Annotated in this window: 26 protein-coding genes; 17 read left to right on the forward strand and 9 right to left on the reverse strand. The window is 73.5% G+C overall.

Features of this window, described 5'->3' with window-relative positions; translation table 11 throughout:
• Positions 1-1,227, forward strand: a 1,227-nt coding sequence (locus AB0F18_RS29720; protein WP_362066187.1) for an Ig domain-containing protein, incomplete at its 5' end; no start/stop codon positions are given.
• 106 nt (positions 1,228-1,333) lie between these two features.
• Positions 1,334-1,687: an NTP pyrophosphohydrolase gene (locus AB0F18_RS29725; protein ID WP_362066189.1), complete on the forward strand. Its 354-nt coding sequence runs from the start codon at positions 1,334-1,336 to the stop codon at positions 1,685-1,687.
• On the opposite strand, the gene AB0F18_RS29730 is transcribed toward AB0F18_RS29725, so the two are convergent.
• Entirely contained in the window at positions 1,684-2,322 is a 639-nt protein-coding gene (locus AB0F18_RS29730; protein WP_362066191.1) for a TetR/AcrR family transcriptional regulator C-terminal domain-containing protein, read from the reverse strand. The two genes, AB0F18_RS29725 and AB0F18_RS29730, sit on opposite strands and share 4 nt — an antisense overlap.
• Positions 2,323-2,487: 165 nt before the next feature.
• Between AB0F18_RS29730 and AB0F18_RS29735 the strand changes: the two genes are divergently transcribed.
• The 3 genes from AB0F18_RS29735 to AB0F18_RS29745 all read left to right on the forward strand — a co-directional run bounded on the left by AB0F18_RS29735 (position 2,488) and on the right by AB0F18_RS29745 (position 5,988).
• Positions 2,488-4,026, forward strand: coding sequence for an APC family permease (locus tag AB0F18_RS29735; RefSeq protein ID WP_362066193.1), 1,539 nt, complete (start codon positions 2,488-2,490; stop codon positions 4,024-4,026).
• Positions 4,027-4,122: 96 nt separating this feature from the next.
• Positions 4,123-5,256, forward strand: a complete 1,134-nt coding sequence (locus AB0F18_RS29740) for an agmatine deiminase family protein (protein ID WP_362066195.1) — start codon at positions 4,123-4,125, stop codon at positions 5,254-5,256.
• A gap of 153 nt (positions 5,257-5,409) precedes the next feature.
• Positions 5,410-5,988 (forward strand): hypothetical protein, encoded by a 579-nt coding sequence (locus tag AB0F18_RS29745; RefSeq protein ID WP_362066196.1) that lies wholly within the window; start codon positions 5,410-5,412, stop codon positions 5,986-5,988.
• Here the strand turns inward: AB0F18_RS29745 and AB0F18_RS29750 are convergent.
• Both AB0F18_RS29750 and AB0F18_RS29755 read right to left on the reverse strand, forming a co-directional pair.
• Complete coding sequence (locus AB0F18_RS29750) at positions 5,970-7,211, reverse strand: GDSL-type esterase/lipase family protein (protein WP_362066197.1); 1,242 nt, start codon at positions 7,209-7,211, stop codon at positions 5,970-5,972. The genes AB0F18_RS29745 and AB0F18_RS29750 overlap by 19 nt on opposite strands.
• Positions 7,208-7,777, reverse strand: coding sequence for a WHG domain-containing protein (locus tag AB0F18_RS29755; protein WP_362066198.1), 570 nt, complete (start codon positions 7,775-7,777; stop codon positions 7,208-7,210). Before AB0F18_RS29755 ends, AB0F18_RS29750 begins: the two co-directional genes overlap by 4 nt.
• A gap of 75 nt (positions 7,778-7,852) precedes the next feature.
• Between AB0F18_RS29755 and AB0F18_RS29760 the strand changes: the two genes are divergently transcribed.
• A complete protein-coding gene (locus AB0F18_RS29760; RefSeq protein WP_362066200.1) occupies positions 7,853-8,344 on the forward strand; it encodes an FBP domain-containing protein in 492 nt (163 codons plus the stop codon).
• Between the two features lie 6 nt (positions 8,345-8,350).
• On the opposite strand, the gene dacB is transcribed toward AB0F18_RS29760, so the two are convergent.
• Positions 8,351-9,991 (reverse strand): D-alanyl-D-alanine carboxypeptidase/D-alanyl-D-alanine-endopeptidase, encoded by a 1,641-nt coding sequence (gene dacB / locus AB0F18_RS29765; RefSeq protein ID WP_362066202.1) that lies wholly within the window; start codon positions 9,989-9,991, stop codon positions 8,351-8,353.
• A gap of 240 nt (positions 9,992-10,231) precedes the next feature.
• Here dacB and AB0F18_RS29770 point away from each other — a divergent pair, with 240 nt between their 5' ends.
• From AB0F18_RS29770 to AB0F18_RS29780, 3 genes are all read left to right on the forward strand, one after another.
• Complete coding sequence (locus AB0F18_RS29770) at positions 10,232-10,396, forward strand: hypothetical protein (protein WP_362066204.1); 165 nt, start codon at positions 10,232-10,234, stop codon at positions 10,394-10,396.
• A gap of 152 nt (positions 10,397-10,548) precedes the next feature.
• On the forward strand, positions 10,549-12,501 hold the full coding sequence (locus tag AB0F18_RS29775; protein WP_362066206.1) for a S41 family peptidase: 1,953 nt from the start codon (positions 10,549-10,551) through the stop codon (positions 12,499-12,501).
• A 140-nt stretch (positions 12,502-12,641) separates the two neighbouring features.
• Positions 12,642-13,622, forward strand: coding sequence for a hypothetical protein (locus tag AB0F18_RS29780; protein WP_362066208.1), 981 nt, complete (start codon positions 12,642-12,644; stop codon positions 13,620-13,622).
• 242 nt (positions 13,623-13,864) lie between these two features.
• On the opposite strand, the gene AB0F18_RS29785 is transcribed toward AB0F18_RS29780, so the two are convergent.
• On the reverse strand, positions 13,865-14,584 hold the full coding sequence (locus AB0F18_RS29785) for a TetR/AcrR family transcriptional regulator (protein ID WP_362066210.1): 720 nt from the start codon (positions 14,582-14,584) through the stop codon (positions 13,865-13,867).
• A 94-nt stretch (positions 14,585-14,678) separates the two neighbouring features.
• On the opposite strand from AB0F18_RS29785, the gene AB0F18_RS29790 reads away from it, so the two are divergent.
• From AB0F18_RS29790 to AB0F18_RS29805, 4 genes are all read left to right on the forward strand, one after another.
• Positions 14,679-15,032, forward strand: coding sequence for a darcynin family protein (locus AB0F18_RS29790; RefSeq protein ID WP_362066212.1), 354 nt, complete (start codon positions 14,679-14,681; stop codon positions 15,030-15,032).
• A complete protein-coding gene (locus AB0F18_RS29795) occupies positions 15,029-15,439 on the forward strand; it encodes a hypothetical protein (RefSeq protein WP_362066213.1) in 411 nt (136 codons plus the stop codon). Before AB0F18_RS29790 ends, AB0F18_RS29795 begins: the two co-directional genes overlap by 4 nt.
• Entirely contained in the window at positions 15,436-16,986 is a 1,551-nt protein-coding gene (locus AB0F18_RS29800; RefSeq protein ID WP_362066215.1) for a multicopper oxidase domain-containing protein, read from the forward strand. Before AB0F18_RS29795 ends, AB0F18_RS29800 begins: the two co-directional genes overlap by 4 nt.
• A gap of 274 nt (positions 16,987-17,260) precedes the next feature.
• Positions 17,261-17,701 carry a hypothetical protein gene (locus AB0F18_RS29805; RefSeq protein WP_362066217.1) on the forward strand — a complete coding sequence of 147 codons (441 nt, stop codon included), beginning with the start codon at positions 17,261-17,263 and terminating at the stop codon, positions 17,699-17,701.
• 9 nt (positions 17,702-17,710) lie between these two features.
• Here the strand turns inward: AB0F18_RS29805 and AB0F18_RS29810 are convergent, their stop codons facing one another.
• Positions 17,711-18,190, reverse strand: a complete 480-nt coding sequence (locus AB0F18_RS29810; RefSeq protein ID WP_362066219.1) for a MarR family transcriptional regulator — start codon at positions 18,188-18,190, stop codon at positions 17,711-17,713.
• A gap of 84 nt (positions 18,191-18,274) precedes the next feature.
• Here AB0F18_RS29810 and AB0F18_RS29815 point away from each other — a divergent pair, with 84 nt between their 5' ends.
• A complete protein-coding gene (locus AB0F18_RS29815) occupies positions 18,275-19,123 on the forward strand; it encodes an SDR family oxidoreductase (protein WP_362066221.1) in 849 nt (282 codons plus the stop codon).
• Positions 19,124-19,141: 18 nt separating this feature from the next.
• Here AB0F18_RS29815 and AB0F18_RS29820 read toward each other — a convergent pair whose 3' ends face one another.
• Positions 19,142-19,747 (reverse strand): TetR family transcriptional regulator, encoded by a 606-nt coding sequence (locus AB0F18_RS29820; RefSeq protein WP_362066223.1) that lies wholly within the window; start codon positions 19,745-19,747, stop codon positions 19,142-19,144.
• A gap of 86 nt (positions 19,748-19,833) precedes the next feature.
• On the opposite strand from AB0F18_RS29820, the gene AB0F18_RS29825 reads away from it, so the two are divergent.
• On the forward strand, positions 19,834-20,277 hold the full coding sequence (locus AB0F18_RS29825) for a nuclear transport factor 2 family protein (protein ID WP_362066225.1): 444 nt from the start codon (positions 19,834-19,836) through the stop codon (positions 20,275-20,277).
• Entirely contained in the window at positions 20,274-21,146 is an 873-nt protein-coding gene (locus AB0F18_RS29830) for an NmrA family NAD(P)-binding protein (RefSeq protein WP_362066227.1), read from the forward strand. The genes AB0F18_RS29825 and AB0F18_RS29830 overlap by 4 nt, the downstream gene beginning before the upstream one ends.
• Positions 21,147-21,155: 9 nt before the next feature.
• On the opposite strand, the gene AB0F18_RS29835 is transcribed toward AB0F18_RS29830, so the two are convergent.
• Complete coding sequence (locus AB0F18_RS29835) at positions 21,156-22,319, reverse strand: amidase (protein ID WP_362066229.1); 1,164 nt, start codon at positions 22,317-22,319, stop codon at positions 21,156-21,158.
• A 107-nt stretch (positions 22,320-22,426) separates the two neighbouring features.
• Here AB0F18_RS29835 and AB0F18_RS29840 point away from each other — a divergent pair, with 107 nt between their 5' ends.
• Positions 22,427-23,032 carry a hypothetical protein gene (locus AB0F18_RS29840; protein ID WP_362066231.1) on the forward strand — a complete coding sequence of 202 codons (606 nt, stop codon included), beginning with the start codon at positions 22,427-22,429 and terminating at the stop codon, positions 23,030-23,032.
• Positions 23,033-23,060: 28 nt separating this feature from the next.
• On the opposite strand, the gene AB0F18_RS29845 is transcribed toward AB0F18_RS29840, so the two are convergent.
• Entirely contained in the window at positions 23,061-23,336 is a 276-nt protein-coding gene (locus AB0F18_RS29845) for an isoamylase early set domain-containing protein (protein WP_362066233.1), read from the reverse strand.
• Positions 23,337-23,672 lie beyond the last annotated feature (336 nt).

The following is a 23,672-nucleotide window of genomic DNA, read 5'->3' on the forward strand; positions in this document are numbered from 1 at the left end:
TGGGGGGGTGTGGGCGTGGGGGCGTCCCGCGGACGCTCCGCGATGGCCGCCCCGGCCGCCGCCCCCGCCGCGGAGAAGAAGTGCACCCTGCCCGCGGGCCTCACCGAGTTCAGCGGCCTCGCGGTCAGCCGCCGCCACCCCGGCGTCGTCTACGCCGTCAACGACAGCGGCAACACCAACCAGGTCTTCGCGGTCGACTGCACCGGTGCCACCGGCGTGCTCAAGGCCACCCTCACCGTTGCCGGCGTCACCAACACCGACTGGGAGGCCCTGGCGATCGGCAAGGACGCCGCCACCGGCGCCCCGGCCGTCCTGGTCGGCGACATCGGGGACAACTTCGGCAACCGCGCGGAGATCACCGTCCACAGCTTCCCCGAACCCGAGCAGCTCACGAACGCCACCGTCACCCCCACCACCTACCGCTTCGCCTACGCCGACGGCCGGCACGACGCGGAGTCCCTGCTCGCGGACCCGGCCACCGGCCGCATCCACGTGGCCAGCAAACTCATCGGCGCCCCGGGCCGGCTCTACCAGGCCCCGCTCCCTCCGGTGACCGGCCAGGTCAACACCCTCACCGCGGTGGGCCCCAGCCCGGTGTTCACCACCGACGGCGCGTTCTCCCCGACCGGCGCCTCGTACGCGCTGCGCAGCGGCGGCCCCCTGGGCGCCAACACGGCCTCCGTCTACGACACGGCGGGCAACAAACTCGCGGACGTCCCCCTGCCCGCACAGCCGCAGGGCGAGACGCTCACCTACGCCGACTGCACCCACCTGCTGGTCGGCTCGGAGAACGACCCCCAGATCTGGCAGGTCCCCCTCCCCCCGGAAGCGACCCCAGGCTGCGGCACCACCCCGACCCCCACGCCCACACCGACCCCGACCCCCACCCCGACCCCCACACCGACCCCCACACCGACCCCGACCCCCACCCCGACCCCCACACCCACCCCGACCCCCACCCCCGGGGACCTCCGCCTCGCCAACCCCGGCCCCCAGACGTGCAAGTTCAACCAGCCCTGCACCATCCAGCTCACCGCCACCGGCGGCAAGCAGCCCGTCCGCTACGCCGCCACCGGCCTCCCCTGGGGCCTGAGGCTCGACCCCGCCTCGGGCCGCATCACCGGCAAACCGTGGAGCAGCGGCACGTCCCAGATCACCGCCACCGCGGCCGACCCCGCCGGAGCCACGGCGGGCGCGTCCTTCTCCCTGACCGTCACCTGGTTCTGACCCGCCGGCACAGGGGCCGACCGGCCGGCGTGGCAGAATCACGGCACGTGACCAAAGCTGCGACGGACGCCACGCCGTGCCGGATCCGGCCCGGCCGGGAGGCGTCGTGACCACCCGTCCCGTCCTGATCGTCGACGCCGCGAACGTCGTCGGATCCGTGCCCGACGGGTGGTGGCGCGACCGCAAGGGGGCCGCCGAGCGCCTGCGGGACCGGCTCGCCGCGCGGGAGGGCGAGGAGGAGGTCATCCTCGTCGTCGAGGGCGCCGCCCGAGGGGTCGAATCCGTACCCGGGGTGAGGGTCGAGTCCGCGCCCGGCAGCGGCGACGACCGCATCGTCGAACTCGCCGCCGCCCACGCCGACCGGCCCTGCGTGGTCGTCACCGCTGACCGCGCCCTGCGCGGGCGGGTGGAGGCGTACGGCGCCCGCTGCGCGGGCCCCCGTACCGTCCGGCCCGCCTAGGGTCTGTCCGCGAGCTGCGCCGCCAGGCCGTCCAGGAGGAGGCGCAGGCCCAGTTCGAAGCCCCGGTCGTCCAGTCCGGCGAGGCCACCCGGCCGGTTCCGCGTGGATTCGAGGGAGTCGGCCAGGGCCGGGTACGCGGGGCGGTAGTCGCCGGGGGCACGGGTGAAGCCCGCCGTGAAGGTCTCCAGCGCGGAGCCGAGGACCAGGTAATCGAGGGCGGCCGCGGCCTCGGCCGCCCCGTCGGGCGTGCACCCCGCCCGGACCAGGGTGCTCAGCAGGGCGTCGTAATTGCGCAGGGCCCGGTCCGCCTCGACCTGGCGGCGGGCCACCAGGGCGATCATGTGCGGGTGTTGGAGGTACACCCGGCGGTAGCCGCGCGTGTACTCGGCGACGCCCCGGCGCCACTCGGGGTCCTGGAGCGGAGCGAGGTCGATCTCCTCGTTGAGCAGCTCCGACGCCGCGTCCAGCAGGTCGTCCTTCGACGCGACGTGATGGTAGAGCGATGCGCCCCGGACCCCGAGCCGGTCGGCCAGCGACCGCATCTTCAGCGCGTCCGGGCCCTCCTCGTCGAGCAGTTCCAGTGCGGCGCGCGCGATGATCGCGCGGCTCAGCAGCGGCTGGCTCGGTCGGCCCACGGTGGCACTCCCCCTCTTTCGGCGCAAGGTTACCCGCCGGCAGGTCTTCCCAAGAGGTCGAGGGCGCGTTAACGTCCCCGCAACCCCGTTACCTAACGACGTTAGATTTAGTTCGGGGAGCGCGCCGGGATGCCGGACGCCTCCCCCTGCCCTCCGAGGTGTCACGTGTCAGAACCCTCCAACGGCGGCAGATCCGCCACCGCCACCCCGCCCGACGGCGACAGCGACGCCGCCCGGCTGAGCGACCTCGGCTACCAGCAGGAGCTGCGCCGCAGCCTCGGCGTCCTGGGCAACATCGCCATGGGCTTCGCCGTGGTCTCGCCCGTGGTGGCCCTCTACGCGGTGTCCATGGTCGGCACGGCCATCGCCGGGCCCGCATGGGTCTGGGCGCTGCCCGTCGTCCTGCTCGGCCAGTGCCTGGTCGTCAACGTCTACTCCGAGCTGGCTTCCCAGTGGCCGCTCGCGGGCGGCCCCTATCAGTGGGGGCGCCGCCTGCTCGGGCCCTCCTTCGGCTGGATGAGCGGCTGGGTGTGGCAGTTCGCCGTCATGTTCGGCAACACCACCGTCGCCTACCTGGCCGCGCCCTGGGTCTTCGCCCTGATCGGGGTCACGCCCTCACCCCTGGCCATGGTGGCGGTGGCCGCGGCCATCCTGCTGGCCTGTACGTTGGTCAACGCCTTCGGCATCAGGATCCTCAGCTTCTTCGTCTCGCTCGGCATCGCCGCCGAGGCGGTGGCGTCGGTCCTGGTCGGCTTCAGCCTGCTGCTGTTCTTCCGCAAGCACGGCTTCTCCCTCTTCACCGAGACCCTCGGGGCCGAGCAGCTGTCGGGCGGCTCCACGGTGATGGCCTTCCTCGCGGTCCTCGCCGTCGCGGGCTGGGGCTTCATCGGCTTCGACGCCTGCGTCTCCACGGCGGAGGAGACCAAGGACGCCGGGCGGCAGGTGCCGCGCGCCATGTGGTGGGCGCTGCTGAGCGTCGGCACCGTGGTGATCCTCAACGCCATGGCGGTGGCCCTGGCCCACCCCGACCCGGCCGCGGTCGTGGCCGGTCAGGACCTCGACCCGGTGACCACCGCCGTGGTCACCTCCTTCGGCTCCTGGTCCGACAAGCCCTTCGTCCTCGTCGTGCTGGTCGGGTTCCTCGCCTGCGCCATGGCGTCCCAGGGAGGCGCCGCCCGCGGCGTCTACTCCCTCGCCCGCGACGGCGTCTTCCCCTTCTCCCGCCAGGTGCGCAGGGTCAACCGGCGCCAGGCCCCGATCGGCGGCCTCGTGGCCTCCACCGCGGTCAGCTGCTCCGCCCTGCTCCTGGGCCTGAACGCCACGGCCATCGGCAGCCTGATCGCCTTCGGCACGGCCGCCACGTTCCTGCCGTTCTTCCTGGTCTCGCTGGCCGCGCTCGTAGCCCGGCTGCGCGGCACGTGGGTCCCCTCCGGACACGTCCGGCTCGGCCGCAAGGGCACCTTCCTGAACGTGCTCGCCGTGCTGTGGACGGCTTTCGAGGTGGTCAACGTCTGCTGGCCGCGGGTGGTCCTCGCCCCGCCCGGCGCCCCCTGGTACCAGGTCTGGGCCGGCCTCCTGGGCACCGGCGTGGTCCTCACGGCCGGTCTGCTCTACCTGCTGCTCCGGCGCCCCCAGGAGAAGCTCCGTGCCCTGGATGCGCCGGCGGTGCGTCCGCCCGCGGACTCGGCGGCCGGACTGTCCTGACCACCCGTCCGGGGCCCGGCCCCGGGCACCGCGGCCGGCCCCGGACCGCTCGACCCCTTCCCGTTTCCGTCTCCACCCACCCAAGGGAGATATGTCATGAACCTGCCATCGATCTCGCGGAGGGGCTTCGGCATCGCCGCGCTCTCCGCCACGGCCGTCACCCTGCTCGGCGGCCGGGCGGCCCTCGCCTCCGGGACGGCCGACTCCTCCACGGCGTCCACTGAGAAGTTCACGGCGCCCGCCGAGTGGGAGGACCACTCCTGTTGCGTCATGTCCTGGCCGTGGGACCGCACGGACGGCTGGGGCTCCCTGCTGCCCGACGTCCAGGGCGAGATCGCCGGCATCGCCAGGGCCATCGCCCGCTCCGAGCCGGTACTGATGTTCGCCGAGCCGGGCCACACCGAGGAGGCCCGGGCCCGGTGCGGCCCCACGGTCACCGTCGTCGAATACCCCGTCAACGACTGCTGGACGCGCGACACCGGCCCGATCTTCACCCTCGACGCGGCGAGGACGCGCCGGACCGGACTCGACTTCGGGTTCAACGGCTGGGGCGGCAAGTACCCGTACGACAAGGACGACTTCCTGCCGGTCGGCGTCTGCGACCACCTCGGCGTGCCGCGCCAGGACGTCCCGATGGTCCTCGAAGGGGGCTCCGTCATCACCGACGGCCAGGGCACCCTCATCACCACCGAGGAGTGCCTGCTCAACCCCAACCGCAACCCCACGATGAGCCGCGCCCAGATCGAGGCGACCCTGCTGGCCGCCTACGGCGCGACCAAGCTCATCTGGCTCCCGTACGGCCTCGCCGGCGACACCATCACCAACGGGCACATCGACCTGGTCGCCGCCTACCTCGGCCCCGCCCGGATCCTCCTGCACACCCAGCCCGACACCGGCAACCCCAACCATGCGCGGATGGCCGCCAACAAGGCGGTCCTGGAAGCCGCCACCGACGCCTGCGGACGCCGCTTCGACCTGGTGGAGATGGAACACCAGCCGCACTTCCGCCAGAACGGCCTCCTGGTCGAGACCTTCAGCTACACCAACTACTACCAGACCGCCACCCACGTCGTCGTCCCGCTGTCCGGGGAGGCCGCGGACAGCGCGGCCCTCGACCGGCTCCGTCCGCTCTTCCCCGGCCGCGAGGTCGTCGGCACGCCCGCCCGCATCCTGGCCTGGGGCGGCGGCGGGGTCCACTGCGTCACCCAGCACGTACCGCGCACGCGCTGACCGGGGCGCACGGTTCGCGGCACGCGCCCCGCGCGCCGCGAACCGGCCGGGACACGCCGCTTGTTCCGTCCCGGATGTGGGCAGGGTGGGGCGAGACATGCGGCCGCCGCCCACCGCGGGACGGCCGCGCGGGACGGCTGACCGGGAGTGGGCATGGGGTGGACTGCGGAGGAGTTCGGGGCCTCGCACGAGGGCTGGGCCGGTGCGCTCCTGGAGGACGGGACCGAGCCGGGCCCGGTCCACCTGGACCCTGGGACCGGGGCCGGTTTCCGCCAGACCCGGGAGTGGTGGGCCTACAGCGGCGTCCTGAACCGGCCCCGGGCGGCCGCCGCGCGCGCCGCCTGCGCGTGCGGCTGGCGCGGCGCCGCGCACTATCCCATCGACCGGGAGGCCGTCGATGCCGCCGGCCTGTACGAGCCGGTCATCGAGGGCCCCCGGGACGACTGGGAGCGCCACCTCGACGAGGTCGAGGCCCGCACCGTACCGCTGCCCGTCGAGCTGGCCGACCTCCTGGAGCGCGTCGAGGACCAGCTGAACACCCTGGCCGGGCAGGCGCCGGTGGCCGCGCTCAAGGCCGTGGCCGTCCTCGAACGCGTCACCAGGAGCGTGGCCCGCGACGCCGCCTACATCGCCGAGGCCGACGACCTGTCCTGGGAGTCCATCGGCACCGGCCTCGGGATCTCCGAGAATGAGGCCCGTTCCCGCCTCACCCACTACACCGGGCGGCGCTGACCGCGTTCAGGGTCCGGGTCGGCCCGGAGCCGTACCGCGCGTCGTGCTCCGGTAAAGAAGCCGCCCGGGCCGAAGGCCAGACCGGCGAAGCGTTCACCGATACGGCGGTGGGTGGCGGCGTCCGGATGGAGCGCGTCGGGCAGCGGCAGCTCGGCGGCGTCGGCCTCGCCGTAGAGCTCGCGGCCGTCGAGGTAGTGCAGGCCGGGGTCCTCGGCCGCCCGCTGCCGCACGATGCGCGCCAGCTCCTCGCGGATGACGGTGAGCGTCAGCTTCCCGGCGGCCCGTTCGGCGGGGTCCCCCGCGGCCCGGAACCGCAGCCTCCCGGTGCCGAGCGCGGCGGCGTCGAAGGCCGTCGGCCCCGGGGTGTCCTCGTGAAGGGGACACAGCAGCGGCGAGACGACCAGCAGTGGGGTGTCCGGGTGCCCCTCGCGGATGGTGTCGAGGAAGCCGTGGACGGCCGGGCCGAACGCGCGCAGCCGCATCAGGTCGGTGTTGACCAGGTTGATGCCGAGCTTGACGCTGATCAGGTCGGCCGGGGCGTCCCGCAGGGCGCGGGCCGTGAACGGGTCGAGCAGGGCACTGCCGCCCAGGCCCAGGTTGACCAGCTCCACGCCCCCGAGGGAGGCGGCGAGCGCCGGCCAGGTGCCGGTGGGGCTCGCGGCGCCGGAACCCTGGCTGATCGAACTGCCGTGGTGCGCCCACACCCTGCGGCCGCGGTCCGGCAGGGGGAGGACGGGGGCGTCGGTGCGCAGGGCGATGAGCTCGGTCGTCTCGTCGTGCGGCAGCCAGACCTCGACGTCCTTCATCCGGCCGGGCAGGCCGGTGAAGCGCAGGGTGGCAGGCCCTCCGCTGCGGAGCTCGGCACTGCCCGTGGCCACGTCGATGGTCAGGGTGTCGCCGCCCGCCGCGCTCGCCCGCCCCGCCGGGACGCCGTCGACGAGGAGCTCGTAGACGCCGTCGGGGCGGGCCGGTGCGCCCGCGTAGCTCCGTTTGGTGGGCAGCGTGTCCAGCTCGACGACGGTGGCCCCGGTGCGGAAGGCCAGCCGTACGCCGGAGGGCTGGGACTCGGCCATGGCCAGCTGCCCGTCGGTGTTCTGGCCCCGGGCCCGGGCGGGCAGCCGGTGCGGCAGCAGGCCGCGCCCGGTGCGCTCGGTGTCCAGCGCTCCGCGCAGCAGGCCCGCCGTGACGGGCGTGGTGACGAGGGCGGCGGCGGGGGGCGTCACTTCGCCGCCCGGTCGCGCAGCAGGGCGTCGAGGGCGTCGAGGGTCCATGACCAGCTCTCCTGGGGGTCGGGGGCGCTGTGGCTGAAGCCTCCGGCCAGCTCCAGGCTGATGTAGCCGTGGAAGACGCTGCCCAGGAGGCGGACGGCGTGCGTCTGGTCCGGGACCGCCAGGTCGTAGCCGCGCAGGATCGCCCGCATCATCTCCGAGTGCCGTCCGCCCGCACTGGCGGCCGCCTCCTGCGGAGTGAGCCGGAAGCGGGAGGCGTCGTAGCGGCCGGGGTGCTCGCGGGCGTAGTCGCGGTAGACGTTCGCCAGGGCGGTCAGGGCGTCCTTGCCCGCGCGCCCGGCCAGCGCGGAGGCGCCCCGGTCGGCGAGCTCCTCCAGGGCGAGCTGGGCGATCTTCGCCTGGAGGTCCCGGGAGTTGCGTACGTGCGAGTAGAGGCTCGCGACCTTGACGTCGAACCGCCGGGCCAGCGCCGAGGCGGTCACCTGCTCGAAGCCGACCTCGTCGGCCAGCTCCGCCCCGGCCCGCACCAGGCGCTCCGTGGTCAACCCGATCCGCGCCATGCCTCTTCCTCCCGCCGTCTGCCTGAAGTGATTATGTATTTGCCTAAAGGCTTTAGGCAAATTAGCGTGCTCCCCATGAAGCCGCTGACCGAGCAAGAGATCCGTGCCGCCTTCGTCAACTGCACCAAGGGCGAGGCCAAGCGCCTGTCCGTCCCGCGCGACCTGGCCGACCGCCCCTGGGACGACCTCGACTACCTCGGCTGGAGCGACCCCCAGTCCCCGGGACGCGCCTACCTGGTGACCGAGGTCGACGGCCGGGCCAGGGCCCTCGCCCTGCGCCGCCCCTCCCAGACCGCCGGGCAGGCGCGGCGCAGCATGTGCGCGATATGCCTGACCACCCACGACGGGGGCGTGTCCCTGATGGTCGCGCCGAAGGCCGGCAAGGCGGGGCAGCAGGGCAACTCCGTCGGCGCCTACATCTGCGACGACCTCGCCTGCTCGCTGTACGTGCGGGGCAGGAAGGAGACGGGCGCGGGCGCGCGGCTGCACGAGACGCTCACGGTGGAGGAGAAGGTCGAGCGGACCGTGGCGAACCTCGCCGCCTTCGTCGCCAAGGTGACGGCCTGACGCCCCTCACGGCGCTCGGGGCGATTCCTGGAGGTAGGCGGCGATGAGGGCGAGGTCGTTGGCGATGGAGACGACCCCGGCGACATCGTCGGTCGGGGTGGACGCCCCGTTCACGCCGGCGTAGAACGTGTCGAAGCGGCCGCCGCCCCGGTCCAGGTAGCCGGCGATCGTGATGGCCCCGACGGCGAGCCGGCCGTTGAGCGAGTCCTCGCCGACGGCCGCACCCGTCTTCGCGAACACCTTCCCGCGCGCCGGGCAGTCGCGGCAGTTCTGGGCCAGCAGACCGTCGACGCCCAGGATCGGCAGGGCCTCCCGGAAGCGCTGCGCGTCCGGGCCGCGCTGCCAGTACGCCAGCATCCGCACCAGCGCCTGCGGGGTGGCCCGGTCGGCCGGGTTGCCGCCGCGGCCGTCCGCGAGCTGCACCTGCGCGCGGTCGACGCCGGCCCGGTCCAGGAAGCCGGCCAGGACGGGGAAGCCGTCCGCGCACTGGTCGCTGCCCGCGGAGACCGCCATCAGGCAGATGCCCAGGTTGGCGCCGAGATTGTGGCTGACCTTGAGGATCAGCTTGGCGTACTGCTCGTACGGGGGTGAGGTGTACGAGGCCACCCGCGGCCGGCCCCGGTAGTCGCGCGGCAGCCGCCCGGCCGGATTGGCCCCCGTCGCGGGGGCGCGGACCTGCACCCCGGCCCGGCCGAGCGCCTCGATCAGGGCGGTCCGGCCGAAGGCGGCCGGGTCCGTGACGGGGGAGGTGCGCAGCAGCGGCTCGGCGCCGGCCGCGATGGTGCCGGACAGGCGGATGCGGGTGCCGTCCGGACTGGCCGTCACGGTGATGTCCGCCGGCTTCCCCGCCGCCACGGTCTTCACCGTCGACGTCACCCGGTACGGGGCCACCTTCGGCCGCCAGTCCAGCCGGGCGTCGGCACCCGCCCGGTCACCGGGGGTGAGCAGCAGGTCCACGAGGTTGTCGTTGACGATCAGCGGTGTCGGGGTGGGGTCGAGGACCGGGTCGGCGGCGAACAGCCGGCCGTCGACCACCACGTCCCCGTCCACGCGCGTGATGCCCGACGCGCGCACCTGCCGGGCGAGCCGGTCGATCCCGGCGAGGGGGTTCTCCGGGGTGAGGGTGGCGCCGGGGACGTCGTTGGCGTAGGTGTGGTCGAGGTCGGTGTAGGCGACGGTTCCGTCGGGGCGCGTCCGGCCGCCGAGGGTGAGGTCGCCCTGCGCCACGAGGTCGAGGTCCCCGGCCAGCGTGCCCCCGCGGCGCTCCCCGACCGCGTAGACGGGGGTGACGAACCGGTGGTCCGTGCCGAGGGTCCGCCAGGTGCCGGAGACGGAGAACAGCTTCGCGGTGGAGCCCGGGATGAAGAACTCCCCCGGGAGCATGCCGTGCACCACCCGGCCGCCTTCGGGCCCGGTCTGCAGCAGCCCCCACCGGGCGTACCGGTACTCGGGCTTGCGCATGATCTCCGTGATGCGCGGGTCGAGGCGCCCCGCGTCCCCCGGGCCGGAGGGTGACGGCGGCGGCGCGGGCGACGGATCCGGGGCCGCACGGGCCACCGCGCCCGACCCGAACGCCACCAGCAGCAGCGCGGCGCACCCGGCCCCCACACGCCGCCGCAGCGCGGCACGACGGATCGGAACTCCCACGGCACGCTCCGTTCGCCGCGGCTGCCTTGTTGCCTTACTGCCCTACTGCGTTGTTGCCTTGCTGCCTTCGCCGGAAGTCCGGCACCTCCGCCCAGCGTGGCACACCCCCGCACCCCGCGCACGTCACCGAACGGCTGTCAAGCCCCGAGGTCCAGTGGCGTGACGGGGAGCCCCGCGCCGGGGCTCAATGGGAGACAGGAAGACGAGGCCCCCAGGCCGTCCCCCTCGAAGGAGAATCCCATGTCCCGCATCTGCCGCGTTTCCCTCCTCGCCGCCGCTGTGGAAGCAGGGGCCGTCCGCGTGGCTCCCGGCGCGTTCGCGGCCTCCCGGACACCCGGCACCGGAATTCCGATCGCGCCCCCCAGCCCCGCCCTCCCGCCGCGCACCCTGCCCAGGACCGCGTAACGGCCGCCCTCCTCGCGCAGGCCGGCGCGGGCGGGTCCTGCCGGCAAGGGTCCTTTCAGGCGAAAGAGAGGCCCGCGGCCCAGGCCCCCGAGGCCGCGGGGCAATACCTGAGGGCGACGGCACCGAAACCGTCCCCACCTCAGGAGGCTCCCGTGACGCACCACAGCCACAGCTCCACCCCGGACTTCGTCCCCCGCGCCGCCGAGGCGGTCCGCGAACACCTGGCCGCGGCCACCGGACTGCCCGACTTCCTCGCGGGCGCCGGCAACCTGACGCTGGCCGAGCGCCGGCTCATCGTCGACCAGGCACTGCTCATGCTGGACCAGAACTACGTCCACCTGCCGCTCAAGGCCGCGATGCACGCCGTCAACCCGGTACAGCGCCTACGGGTCATGAGCCGCAGACTGGAGCGGCAGACCGAGGCCACCAAGCCCGTGGAGTGGCTGTTCCACGCCGAGATGTCGGAGATCTTCCACTCGGTGCGGGACCTCCATACCAACTACCTGCTCCCCGACCCCTACCGCGGCAAGATCGCCTTCCTGCCGTTCCTCGTCGAGCGGTACGAGGACGCCCAGGGGGAGCACTTCATGGTCACCCACGTGGCCCAGGGCTTCTCCGCCCCCGGCTTCGCACCCGGCGCCGAGATCACCCACTGGAGCGGGATCCCCATCGCCAAGGCCGTCGACCTCAACGCCGCCCGCTTCGCCGGCAGCAACGCGGCCGCCCGCCGCAGCCGCGGGATCCAGTCGCTGACCCTGCGGCCGCTCGCCATGCACCTTCCGCCGTTCGAGGAGTGGGTGACCGTCAGCTATATCGAAGCCGGCGCCGCCGCCGGCGCGCCGCCGCGCGAGCTGCGCGAGACCTGGCGGATCGTGGACAACGCCCTCCTCCCGCCGTTCACGGCCGCGGCGGCTCCGACCGGCGCCGAGCTGGCCCAGGGCCTGGACCTCGACATGGACGAGGCCAACCGCGCCAAGGTGATGCTGTTCGCGCCGAAGGTCGTCGCCCGGCAGAAGGCCCTCGAAGCGGGCGAGGCCGCCCCCGAGGTACGGGCGGGCGAGATCCCCACCTCGATGCCCAAGGTGTTCCGGGCGCAGGAGGTACAGACCGCCGCAGGCACCTTCGGCTACATCCGGATCTTCACCTTCAACGAACTGGACGTGCAGGGGTTCATCAACGAGTTCATCAGGCTGCTCGGCGAGGTGCCGGACAGCGGACTGATCCTGGACGTCCGGGACAACGGCGGCGGCGTCATCTGGAACTCCGAACTCGCCCTGCAGACCCTGACCCCCCGCCACATCACCCCCGAGCCCACCCAGTTCATCAACACCCCGCTCAACCTGCGGATCTGCCGCCAGAACCAGGACCAGCTGGGGGCCTGGCTGCCGTCCATGGAGCAGGCCGTCGAGATCGGGGCCGCCTACTCCGGCGCGGTGGCCCTCACTCCCGAGGACAAGGCCAACATGATCGGCCAGCAGTACTTCGGCCCGGTCGTCCTCATCACCAGCGCCCGCTGCTACTCGGCCACCGACATCTTCGCCGCCGGTTTCCAGGACCACCGCATCGGCCCCGTCCTCGGCACCGACGAGAACACCGGAGCCGGCGGCGCCAACGTCTGGGAGCACAAGCACCTCGTCGATCTCCTCGCGGGCGATTCCGGGACGCCGTACCGGCCCCTGCCGAAGGGAGCCGGCATGCGGGTGGCCATCCGCCGCAGCCTGCGCGTCGGCGCCAACTCCGGCACACCGGTCGAGGACCTCGGCATCACCCCGGACATCCCCTACCGGATGACCCGCCGGGACCTGCTGGAGGGCAACGCCGACCTGTTCGAGCGAGCGGGTCAGGTCCTGAAGGGCCTCACACCGCATGCCCTGAGCATCACGGACGCGACCGCCGCCGCCGGCGGTGCCCTGCGGCTCAAGGTCAAGGCCACCAACATCGACCGCCTGGACGTCTACGTCGACCAGCGCCCGCGCGCCTCCGTCGACCTCTCCGACGGCCAGGCCGACGTCACCGTCCCCGACGCGGCCACCGCCCACTCGGCCCGCGTGGAGGGCTTCGCATCCGGAGAACTCGTCGCCAGCAACACCGCGCAGCTCAACTAAGGCCTGGTCCGATCGGTGGACTCTGCACCTTTTTCGTGGTGCTGGGGGCCGCCCGGGGAGGAGGCTGGAGCGGCAATAGGGGTGCGCCTATCTATGCGCATCTCGGTCGTCGTTTCGAATCGTAGGAGGAACGAGGAAACATGGCAGTCGTGACGCCCTTCTCCACCAAGGTGACCGCCGGCGAGAACGAGGCCGAAGCCATCGTCAATGCCATCGGCCAGCAGAAGCACGTCATCACCGACAGCGAGCGGGACGGGTTCGGCTGGCCCTGGGGCAGCATCACGGACGCGTGCGCCAAGCACATGGGACGGCGCCCCAACGGTGCCTGGATCAAGAGCCCGACCGACCACGACCTGTACAACCGCTACGGGTGGCAGCAGACGACCACGATCCTGAAGGCCACCAAGGCCGAGATCCTCGGGATCGACAGCAAGCCGGCGACCGTGAAGACCGCCACGTTCCGCAATGACTCCAGCGTGGGCGGCAACTTCCACGTCAAGATCACCGAGGAGGTGTCCAACACGGTCAGCAACACCTGGTCGTCGACCAACAGCTTCTCGCTGGAACAGTCGATCTCCTACGAGATCGGGTTCCTGGGCACCGGCGCCGGCGGTGAGACCTCGATGAGCTACACGCACACCTGGGGCCAGTCGAAGACCGAGAGCCAGACGATCACGCTGGGCTCGGAAACCGGAGTGGAGGTCTGGCTCAACCCCGGGCAGGCGGTCAAGGCCACGCTCGTCGCCACCCGCGGCACCATGGAAGTCAAGGTGACCTACGCGGCCACGGTCGAAGGCCGAGTCGCCATGAACTACAACCCCACGCACAACGGACACCACTTTTGGAACTCCGGCATCAACACCATCCTCCAGGCCGGGGGCCTGAACCGGAGCAAGACCTTCACCGAGACCCTCGAAATCGGCTACTACTCCGACGCCCAGGTCGTGCTGGAGGACGCCAAGACCGGAGAGACCCTGTTCTCCTTCCCGGTCGACGGTGGCCCCGCCATCGAGCCGGGCGAAACCCTCTCCTTCGACCTCTCCCCGCAGGCACGAGAGGCCGAGGCCGCCCAGGTGGCGGAAGCGGGCACCCCCGCTGAACCCGAACACGCGATCGCGTAACAGGGCGCGCCCCAGGACACCCGGGCAACCGGGTGTCCTGGGCACGGGCCGTCACCCCCTGGGTAGGCCCGTCATGGGGACCAGATGTCCATCAGTTCGCCGGCCGCGCGGAAACTGTCGGGCGAGTCCGCCGGTTCGCGCGGACCACCTTCCTTCCCCTGTCGAGGCTCCTACGGCCTCCGCGTGCCGGGCAATCGATCAAGGGACGTCCGGGATCCCGGGCGGCCGGTCCGCCGCCGGAGCTACGCGGCGGGGTCGCCGAGCAGGGTGAGGACTTCGCCGACCGTGTGCTCGAAGAGCGGTTCGGGGTCGGTGAGGGCGAAGTCGAGGTGCCCGAAGACCTCCACGGCGACCGTGCCATAGAGCCGTGCCCAGCAGCTGACGAAGACGTAGATCACCTCCAGCGGTACGGGCTCCCCGGACAGGTGCTCGCGGACCTCCTCCAACTGGACCGTCCACGCCGGGTCGAGGCCGGCGGGAACGCGGACCGTGCCGCTGCGCCAGAGCTCGACCATGAGGCCGAGGAGCACGGCACCGAAGCGCCAGCTGGGGTCGTGGGCGGCGGAACCCGGAGCGGTGTCGGCGTCCGCGACGGGCTTGGCGAACAGCAGGGCGAACTCCTGCGGGTGGGCCAGCGCCCACCGGCGCAGCTCACGGCAGACCTCACGCAGCCGCGGTCCCGGCCCGCCGTCCGGCAGCCGTTCGCGCGCCGCGGCGAGGGCCGCCGCGAGCTCCTCGTACAGGTGCGAGACCAGGGCCTGGACCAGCTCCCGGTGACCGGCGTAGTAGCGGTACAGGCCCGGCGCGGTCAGGCCCATCTCGCGGGCGACGGCCCGTACGGTCACCGCACCCGGCCCCTCCTCGACCAGCAGCCAGCGGGCGATGCGCATCGCGTCGGCCAGTGCTTCCTCGCGGACGCGGTGGCGCCGCCTGCCCGCCGTCGTTCCCGGAGTGTCCGTCATGGCCCTCGGTCCGCCCTCCACTTGACAAAGTTAACGGGTATCACTTTAGCTTCCCGTCAGAGTTAACGGTGTAAACAATTGCTTCGGGGGTCTCATGCAGTACGGCATCGTCCTGACCTACACGCTCACCCCGCGCTGGCTGGCGCTGAGCCGGGCCGAGCGCAACGAGATGCGCGCCGCGCACATCGAGCCGCTCTTCGCCCGCTATGCGGACCGGATCACGGCCCGCTTCCACGACGCGGAGGCCTTCAACGGCCGCTTCTCCGACTTCGCCGTCCTGGAGACCGAGGACCTGGGCGCGTACTACTTCCTCATCGAGGCCCTGCGCGACACCCCGCTCATCGTCGACGGCTACCTGGTCCTCGGCGAGATCCTGCTCGGGGTCCGCGACGGCTTCCAGGCGTACGAGCACGGGCTCGCCGCCACCGCCGCCGGGTCCCCGGCGTGAGCGGGCCCGACGCGCGCGGACGGCGGACGTGGCCGGTCCGCCTGATGCGGGCCACGGCCGTGCTGGTCCTCCTGGACACCCTCGCGCAGGCCGCACTGGCCGGGATGTTCGTCACCGGCGACCTCGACCTGCTCGCCTGGCACTCGGCCAACGCCGACGTACTCGCCGCGCTCACCCTCGCCCAAGCGGCGGCCGCGGCACTGCTGTGGCGGCGGCTGGACGGTCCCCGCTGGCCGGTCGCCGCGAGCATCGCGCTGACCGCTCTCATCAGCGTGCAGCAGGGCCTGGGCGAGGCGCGGGTCCTGGCCGCGCACATCCCGCTGGGCATGGCGGTCTTCGGCTGCGCCACCGCGCTCGTGTGCTGGGCCTTCGCCTACCGCCCCCGCCCGGTACCGGTGACCTCGTGACCGATCACCCCCGCCCGCCCGGCCGGCGGGCCTTCCTCGGGCTGGGCGCCGCCGCAGCCGCCATGACGCTCGGCGCGACCGGCTACTCCCGCCTGGCCGGCGCGACCACCGGCCGCGTGCTGGCGAGCACGGCGCCCCTGCCCCGCCCGTTCGCCGTACCGCTGCCGATCCCCCCGACCGCCCGCCCCACGGGCACCGAGGCGGACGCGGAGGTCTACGCACTCGAACAACGCGAAGGCCGCGTCCGGATCCTCCCCGGCCTCACCACCACGGTCATGGGGTACGACGGCGTCTTCCCCGGCCCCACCCTCCTCGCCCGCTCCGGGCGCCGCACCAAGGTGCGCGTTCACAACGACCTGACGGTCCCGACCGTCACCCACCTGCACGGCGGCGTCACCCCGCCGGAGTCCGACGGCTACCCCACCGACCTGCTCCTGCCCACCCGCTGCGACCCGGGCCGGCCCGCTCCCCACCCGCAGGACGCCCACGCCGGCCGTACCGCCGTCGCCTACCGGACCTACGACTACCCGCTGGCCCAGCAGGCGGCCACCCTCTGGTACCACGACCACCGCATGGACCACACCGCCGAGCAGGTCTGGCGGGGCCTGGCCGGCTTCTTCCTGATCACCGACGAGGAGGAGGACCGGCTCCCGCTCCCGCGCGGCGAGCGCGACGTGCCGCTGATGCTGTGCGACCGCTCCTTCGCCGAGGACGGCTCCTTCCGCTACCCCGACCACGCCCACGACATCTTCCCCGACGGCGTCCTCGGCGACGTCCAGCTCGTCAACGGTGCCCCCTGGCCCGAACTGGAGGTCTCGGCCGCCCGCTACCGCCTGCGCCTGCTCAACGCCTCCAACGCCCGCCGCTACCGGCTCCGGCTGGACGCGGAAGGCGGCGGCCGCGGCCGGTTCGTCCAGATCGGCAGCGACGGCGGCCTCCTGGCCGCACCCCAGCCGCTGGACGCCATCGACATCGCACCCGGCGAACGCTTCGACGTCCTCGTCGACTTCGCCGACCACCCCGTGGGGAGCCGCGTCACCTTGCGCAACACCGCCGCCGAGGGCGGGATGCGCGACGTCATGCGCTTCCACGTCGTACGGGCCTCGCGCGACTCCACGCGCGTGCCGACGACGCTCTCCACCCGCTTCGAGGCCCTCGCGCCCACCGCGGGCATGCCGGTCCGCGTCTTCGACTTCCGCCGCACCGCCGCCGGCGAGGACCGCCGGATGTGGACCGTCAACGGCAGGCCCTTCCACCCCGGCACCGTCCTGGCCCGCCCCCGCCTGGGCAGGGTCGAACGCTGGCGGTTCAGCAGCGACTTCCACCACCCCGTCCACATCCACCTGGCCCAGTTCCAGGTGCTCGCCCGCGGCGGCCGCCCGCCGTCCGCGCAGGACACCGGCTGGAAGGACACCGTCGACGTACGCCCCTACGAGACCGTGGAGACCCTCGTCCGCTTCACCGGCTACAAGGGGCGCTACATGCTCCACTGCCACAACCTCGAACACGAGGACATGGCGATGATGGCCGACATCGAGGTCGGCTGACGACACCCGGCCCCCTGCGTTCCGGTTCCCGTGACTCCGCAAGCGCCGCCTGCCACAACCCCCTTGAGAGGATCAACGCATTCCGGCCACACTGAGTCCAGGGACCACATGCGGGGGTGTTGGCATGTCACGACGACGTGGTGTCCGGGCCGGAACGGCGGCGGTCGCGGTCGTGCTCCTGCTGGCGGGGGCGGCCGGATGCATAGGGGACGAGGGCTCGTCGCCGCCTTCGGGGGGCGAGGCCCCCGGGCGGTCGCCGGGCCCGGGGAAGAGCGTGAGCAAGCCCCCGGGCAGGACGACGCCCACGCCGGGGGAGACCCCGACGACGGCGCCGGCCACCGAGCCGCCGGGGGGCGACGTCTACATCTCCCGTTCCCTCGAACCGGAGAACGTCCCGGCACCCGGCGGCGAGAGGGTCGCCTGCGTCAGCGGGATCCAGGCCGGGGTGGAGGTGAAACCCGTGAAGGGGACGGCCACCTGGCGGGCCGTGGCCCTCACCCACCCCCTGCCGCCGGGCGGGCGGCTCCCGGACCGGGGCGACGCCAAGGGCGTGCTGGTCAGCCCGTCGGCCGGCACCCTGACACCCGGGTCGGCCGCGAACGTGCACGTGGGCGGCACGTTCGACAAGAACCTCGGTTCCTTCTACCTCGTGATCCAGAACGGCGCCCACACCACCACCCTCACCATGCGCTACACCTGCATCCCCACGAGCTAGGCGGCGGGTTCAGCGTGACCGGTGGTCCGACAGGCGTTCCTTCTCGGCCTTGAGCTTGCTCCACACCCTGCCCAGTGCCGCCATGTCCTGCGCGTCCAGGAGATCGGTGAACACGGGGGCCAGGACCTCGCGACGGGTGGCGTCGGCCTCCTCGAAGAACCGGCGGCCCGCGTCGGTGAGGGAGACCTCGACCGACCGGGCGTCGCGCGCGGACGGGGTACGGGTCACCAGGCCGCGCCCCTGGAGGGCGTCCACCACCCGGGAGACCTGGCTGCGGCTGAGCATGGTGCTGTTCCCGAGGACGGAGGCGGGCACCGGATCGGGGCTGGCGGCCAGCCACAGCATGACCTCGAACCAGGACACGGGGAGGTCGTGCTCCTTGGTGAGGGCCCGGTCGACGCGCTCGGCGAGGACCGTGCCGGCCCAGACCAGCCCGTAGAAGGCGTAATCGGCGTCAGGCATCTCGGCCTGGGTGAGCTTCTTCGGCATGGACCGAGTGTAGGGGTTGCGTGCACGCGCACATAAATTTATAGTGTGTGTGCACGCACATAAATGACTCTGAAAGGCACCGCCATGTCGGCCACCTCCCAGAAGACCGTCCTGATCACCGGCACCTCCTCCGGCATCGGCCTCGCCGCCGCGGTGGCCGCCGCGCGGGCCGGCTGGCGTACGGTCGCCACCCTGCGCGACCCCTCCCGCGCCGACGCCCTGCGCAAGGCGGCGGCCGAGGCGGGCGTCGAGCTCGACATCCGGCAGCTCGACGTGACCGACGAGGCGTCGGTCGCCGCGGCCGTCGACGGCGTGATCGCCGACCACGGCCGGCTGGACGCCGTCGTCAACAACGCCGGCGCCGGCCACGTGGGCACCCTGGAGAACGAGTCGCTCGCCGAGATCCGCGAGGTCATGGAGGTCAACTTCTTCGGCGTCGTCAACGTATCCAAGGCGGTGATGCCGCACCTGCGCGCCACCGGCGGCCGCCTGATCACCGTCACCAGCGTCGGCGGTGTCATCGGCCAGCCCTTCAACGAGGCCTACTGCGCGGCGAAGTTCGCCGTCGAGGGTTACATGGAGAGCCTCGCCCCCGTCGCCCGCACGGTCGGCGTGGCCGTGTCCGTGGTCGAGCCCGGCGCCGTCGCCACCGAGTTCGTCAACAACCTCGGCATCGACCTGGAGGGCGCGATCAACGCCGCCGGCCCCTACTCCGGCGCCCTGCGCCAGTACGTCAACCGCACCGTCGCCCAGTTCACGGACGGCGCCCAGACACCGGCCGGTGCCGCCGAGGCCGTCCTCGGGGCCATGACCGCCGAGCAGCCCGCGTTCCGCATCCAGACCTCGGACTGGGCCCGCGCCTTCGTCGCCACCAAGCTGACCGACGCGGACGGCTCGGCGGTCCAGTCCCTGACCTCCGCCTGGGTGTCCTGACGGCACGGCCGGCCCGGCCTAGCGGGAGGGGGCCGCCGGGCCGGTCGCCACGACCCGGTCCGCGTACCGCGCCAGCCGGGCCCGCAGCTCCTCGCGTGACAGACCCTCCGGCCCGGCCAGCCGCTCGACCAGGTCGGCCCGGGTCGCGGCGAGGAGGGCGTGCGCGGTGAACCCGGGGTCCGCGAGGCCGGGGATCTCCGCCAGTACGGACCGCAGCAGCGCGTGCCAGCGTTCGTAGTGCCCGGCCTGGTAGAGGGCGCTGTTCCCGCTCGCCTCCAGGGCGAGCGCGAGGCGCCGGTTGTCGAGCTTGAAGCACAGCACCGCGTCGAGCAGGGCGGGCACGCGCTCCCGCGGCGGGGTGCCGGGTCCGAGCGGCGGCGGGCCCGCCTCCACGGCCTCCCGGACGGGTTCGAGCCGGGCCTCGTACAGCGCGCGCAGCAGGCCCGCGCGGTCGCCGAAGGCGCGGAAGACCGTGCCCTTGCCGACACCGGCGGCGGCCGCGACGTCGGCCATCGTGAGGTCCTCGGGGCTCTGCGCGCGGGCGAAGAGGGCGTCGGCGGCCGCCAGTACGGCCAGCTGGTTGCGGGCGGCGTCCTTGCGGGTCTTGCGCTCGGGTTCGGGCACGCGGCTCCTCCAATTGAAAAACGGACCCGGGGTCCGTATCTTTGAAGCGGACCCACGGTCCGTATTCTATGAGGTGGAGGACGCCCATGCCCATGCCCGTACCCGTACCTGCTTCTGCGGCGGAGCTGTACCGCCACGGCCTGCGACTCCTGCTGGCCAAGGACATCCCCGGCTGGGTCGGCCTGTGGGCCGAGGACGGGGTGATGGAGTTCCCGTTCGCGCCCCCGGGATGGCCGCGGCGGCTGGAGGGACGGGAGGCCGTCGCCGAGTACATGCGCCCCTATCCCGACCACATCGACCTGCACGACTTCCCCGAGGCCGACCTGCGGATCCACGAAACGGCCGACCCGCGGACCATCGTGGCCGAGATGCGCGGCACGGGCCGGCTGGTGCGGACCGGCGGTCCCTACGACATGAGGTACGTCGCCGTGGTCACCGTCGACGACGGCCGCATCACCGCCTACCGCGACTACTGGAACCCCCTCGCCGCCCTCGAAACCGGCGGCGAACTCGCCGGGAGCCCCCGATGACCGTCACGCACACCACCCCCGCCCCGGCCTTCCCGCCGACCGGCACCACGCTCGTCATCGGAGCCACCGGGACCACCGGCAGCCGCACCGCCGCGCAGCTGACCGCCGCCGGCCGCGCGGTCAGGGCGGCCGCCCGCAGCGGCGCCGCGGTGCCCGGAGCGGAGCCGGTCCGCTTCGACTGGTACGACCCGACCACCCACGACACCGCCCTCGACGGTGTCGACCGCGTCTACGTGATCCCGCCCGTCGGTGATCCCGACCCCGCGGCGGTGGCCCTGCCGTTCCTGCGCCGGGCCCGTGCCCGCGGCGTCCGGCGCGCCGTGCTCCTGAGCGCCTCCTCGATCCCGGAGGGCGGTCCGGCCGTGGGCCGGGTGCATGCCGCGCTGCCCGGCATCTTCGACGAGTGGGCGGTGCTGCGACCGTCCTGGTTCATGCAGAACTTCACCGGCGACCACCTGCACGCCCGCAGCATCCGTACCGACGGGGCCGTCGTGACCGCCGCCGGAAGCGGCCGGATCGGCTTCGTCGACGCCGACGACATCGCGGCCGTCGCGGTCCGCGCCCTCACCGACGCCCGTTCCCCCGACACCGATCTCGTCCTCACGGGGCCCCAGGCGCTGAGCCACGACGAGGTGGCCGCCGTCATCGCCGAGGTCACCGGCCGCTCCGTGGTCCACCGGCACCTCACCCACGAGGCGATGCGCGACCGGCTCGCCCGGCTGATGCCGCACGGGTTCGCCGCGATCCTGGCCGATATGGACCGGGCCGTCTCCGAGGGGGCCGAGGACCGCGTCACCGACACCGTCCAGCGCCTCACCGGCCGGCCCGCCCGCGCCTTCCGCGACGTCGTCGAGCGGGAGCTGGGCTGAACGGACGCGTCAGCGGCTCTCCCGGGCGGTGTGTGCCCGCGCGGCGACGTCGAGCAGCAGCCGTTCGCGGTGCGGCCGGGCCACGAGGTGGAGGCCGACGGGCTCCCCCTGCGGGGTGGTTCCGGCGGGCAGGGTGATCGCCGGGTGCCCGCTGAGGTTGAACGCCCAGGTCAGCGCGACGCTCATGCGGGATCCGGGGCCGTCGTGGCCGTGGGGCGGGTGCGGGGTGGTGGGGGTGAGGAGGAGGTCGGCCCGCGCGAAGGCGTCGGCCAGGCGTGCGTCGTTGGCGGCGATCGTTTCGAGGTCGGCGGGGGAGGGGGCGCCGCTGCGGAGCCCGGTCCACGCCGACGCCGGGTCGGCGAGCGTGAGTTCGGCCTCCTCGTCCAGAGCGATGAGTCCCGCGGCGGCGAGGCCGTCCACGCGGCGCCGGGCGACGGCGGCGACGGCCGGGTCGGTGTCCGCGTAGCCCAGCGTGGCCGACCAGACGGCGCCGAGCGGCAGCGCCGCCGGCCCGGGGACGGCCGCACCGCAGGACCCGGCGGCGACCGCGTCCAGGTAGGCGAGCGCGTCCGGGACGGTGCGGCACAGGACACCGGGCGTGTTCAGCCCCGCACGGTCCCGGGCCGGCAGGAGGCCGTTGGTGGGCTTGAACCCGACGATCCCGCACCACGCGGCGGGTATGCGGACCGATCCGGCACCGTCCGACCCGCTCGCCAGGGGGACCAGGCCGCCCGCGACCGCGGCCGCGGAGCCCGCGGACGAACCGCCGGGGGACCACGCCGGGTCGAGCGGGTTCAGGGTGGGGCCCCGGTCGGTGTGCCCGTACGTCTGCCAGCCCCGGCCGGTGCGCGGCATCGACGTGGCACCCACCGGCACGCAACCGGCCGCGGCCAGACGGCTGTTCTGGTACGAGTCGGGACCCTCCCCGGCCTTGACGCCGATCGGCACGCCCGCCAGCGGCAGCCGGACCCCGCGGGCGACCTCCGCGTCCACACGGGCCGCCCGGGCCAGGGCCCGCTCGGGCCACACCTCCGTGAACGCCCGCAGTTCCGTATCGCGCTCGCGGACGCGGGCGAGCGCCGCGGTGACGACGTCCACCGCCGTCACGGCCCCGCACCCCACCGCCCGGGCGGTGTCCACGGCGGACAGGGACGCGTACTCCTGAGTGCTCATCACAGCCGTGCTCCCGAACCGGATCCGTCAACGGCGCAAGGACGCGCGCATGTGATGATCACACCTGCGGGAGCCGGAGCGGGAGCGGGGGAGGGGAACGGGAAACCATGAGCGGTGCGAACTGCCCGCAGTGCGGGACGATCGACCAGGTGCGCAGGGTGCGGGCCGTCTACGAGGCGCAGACCGGCACCTACGCGGGCGTTTCGACGGCCTACACGGCCCCTGCCCGCTCGACCGTGCACACCTCCGGGGTGTCGAGCACCCTGCTGGCACAGCAACTGGCCCCGCCGCCCCAGCCGTTCACGGAGCGGCAGCGGGGCGGGTGCGTGCTGGCCCTGCTCTGCGCCGTGCCGGTGGCCGCGGCGCTGATGACCCTGCCGCTGCTGGCCGGCGACGCGCCCGACGCGGGGCGCAACGCCCTGATCTTCTGGGGTGTGACGGGCCTGCCCGCCCTGGTCGCCGCTCTGGCCCTGCTGATCCACCGCGTGCTGGCGCGAAGGGCGGCCCGACAGCGGTTCCGGGCGCAGACGGCGGCCTTCCCGGCGCTGTTCGCGGTGTGGGAGGCGGCGTTCACCTGCGGTCGCTGCCACCTCGCCTACCTGCCGCCCGGCCCGTTCGCCCCGACGGGCCCGCGCTCCGTCCTGGTGCCCGGGTTCCAGCACCTGGTGTGGGCGGTGGCCCAGGAGCTGCGGGGCTCCGGCACACCGCGGTGACCCGGCGCGGCGGAGGGAACGGGTCCGCTCAGGTGTGGAGGCGGCTGTTGGCGCCGTCGTGGCCGTCCGCCGTTTCGTCGTCGAACCAGTAGTCGCCGGCCGCCAGATAGCGGAAGGCGTGGCTGCCGTGGGCGGGCAGGGTGACGCTGGCGGCGCGGGTGCCGTCGCCCCGCGAGGTGAGGGGGTGGGCGTGCGGGTTCCAGTGGTTGAAGTCCCCGACGACGCTGACCGGCCCGTCCGGGTTGTGGTCGGGCAGGACGAAGGTGATGTGGGCGCGGCCCTTGAGCTTCTTGCGTTCGAGCATCGTGCGGCTCCTGCCGTTCGAGGGTGCGTAACCGGTGCATCGTGGGCCCTGCGGCCCGTCCGGGCCCCCCGTACGCGCCCGGCGGCCCGCGGCGGTCACCCACCCGGCGGCCCGGGCGTGGGCCGGGCGGGTCGGGGGAGAACGCCCGGGCCCGGCGCGCGCCGCCGACTACGATGCGTGGCATCGGCAGGGCAGTACAGGCGGCGCGACGGAGGGGGCACCGGGTGAGCGGTTACGGCGGGGGCGGCTACGGGGACCCGGCAGGCGGGCCGGCCGGCCCGCCGCCGACGGGATGGCCGGCCCAGGGCGCCCCGCCCCCGCCACCGGGGTACCCCT

Source organism: Streptomyces sp. NPDC029216 (assembly GCF_040648015.1).
GTDB lineage: Bacteria > Actinomycetota > Actinomycetes > Streptomycetales > Streptomycetaceae > Streptomyces.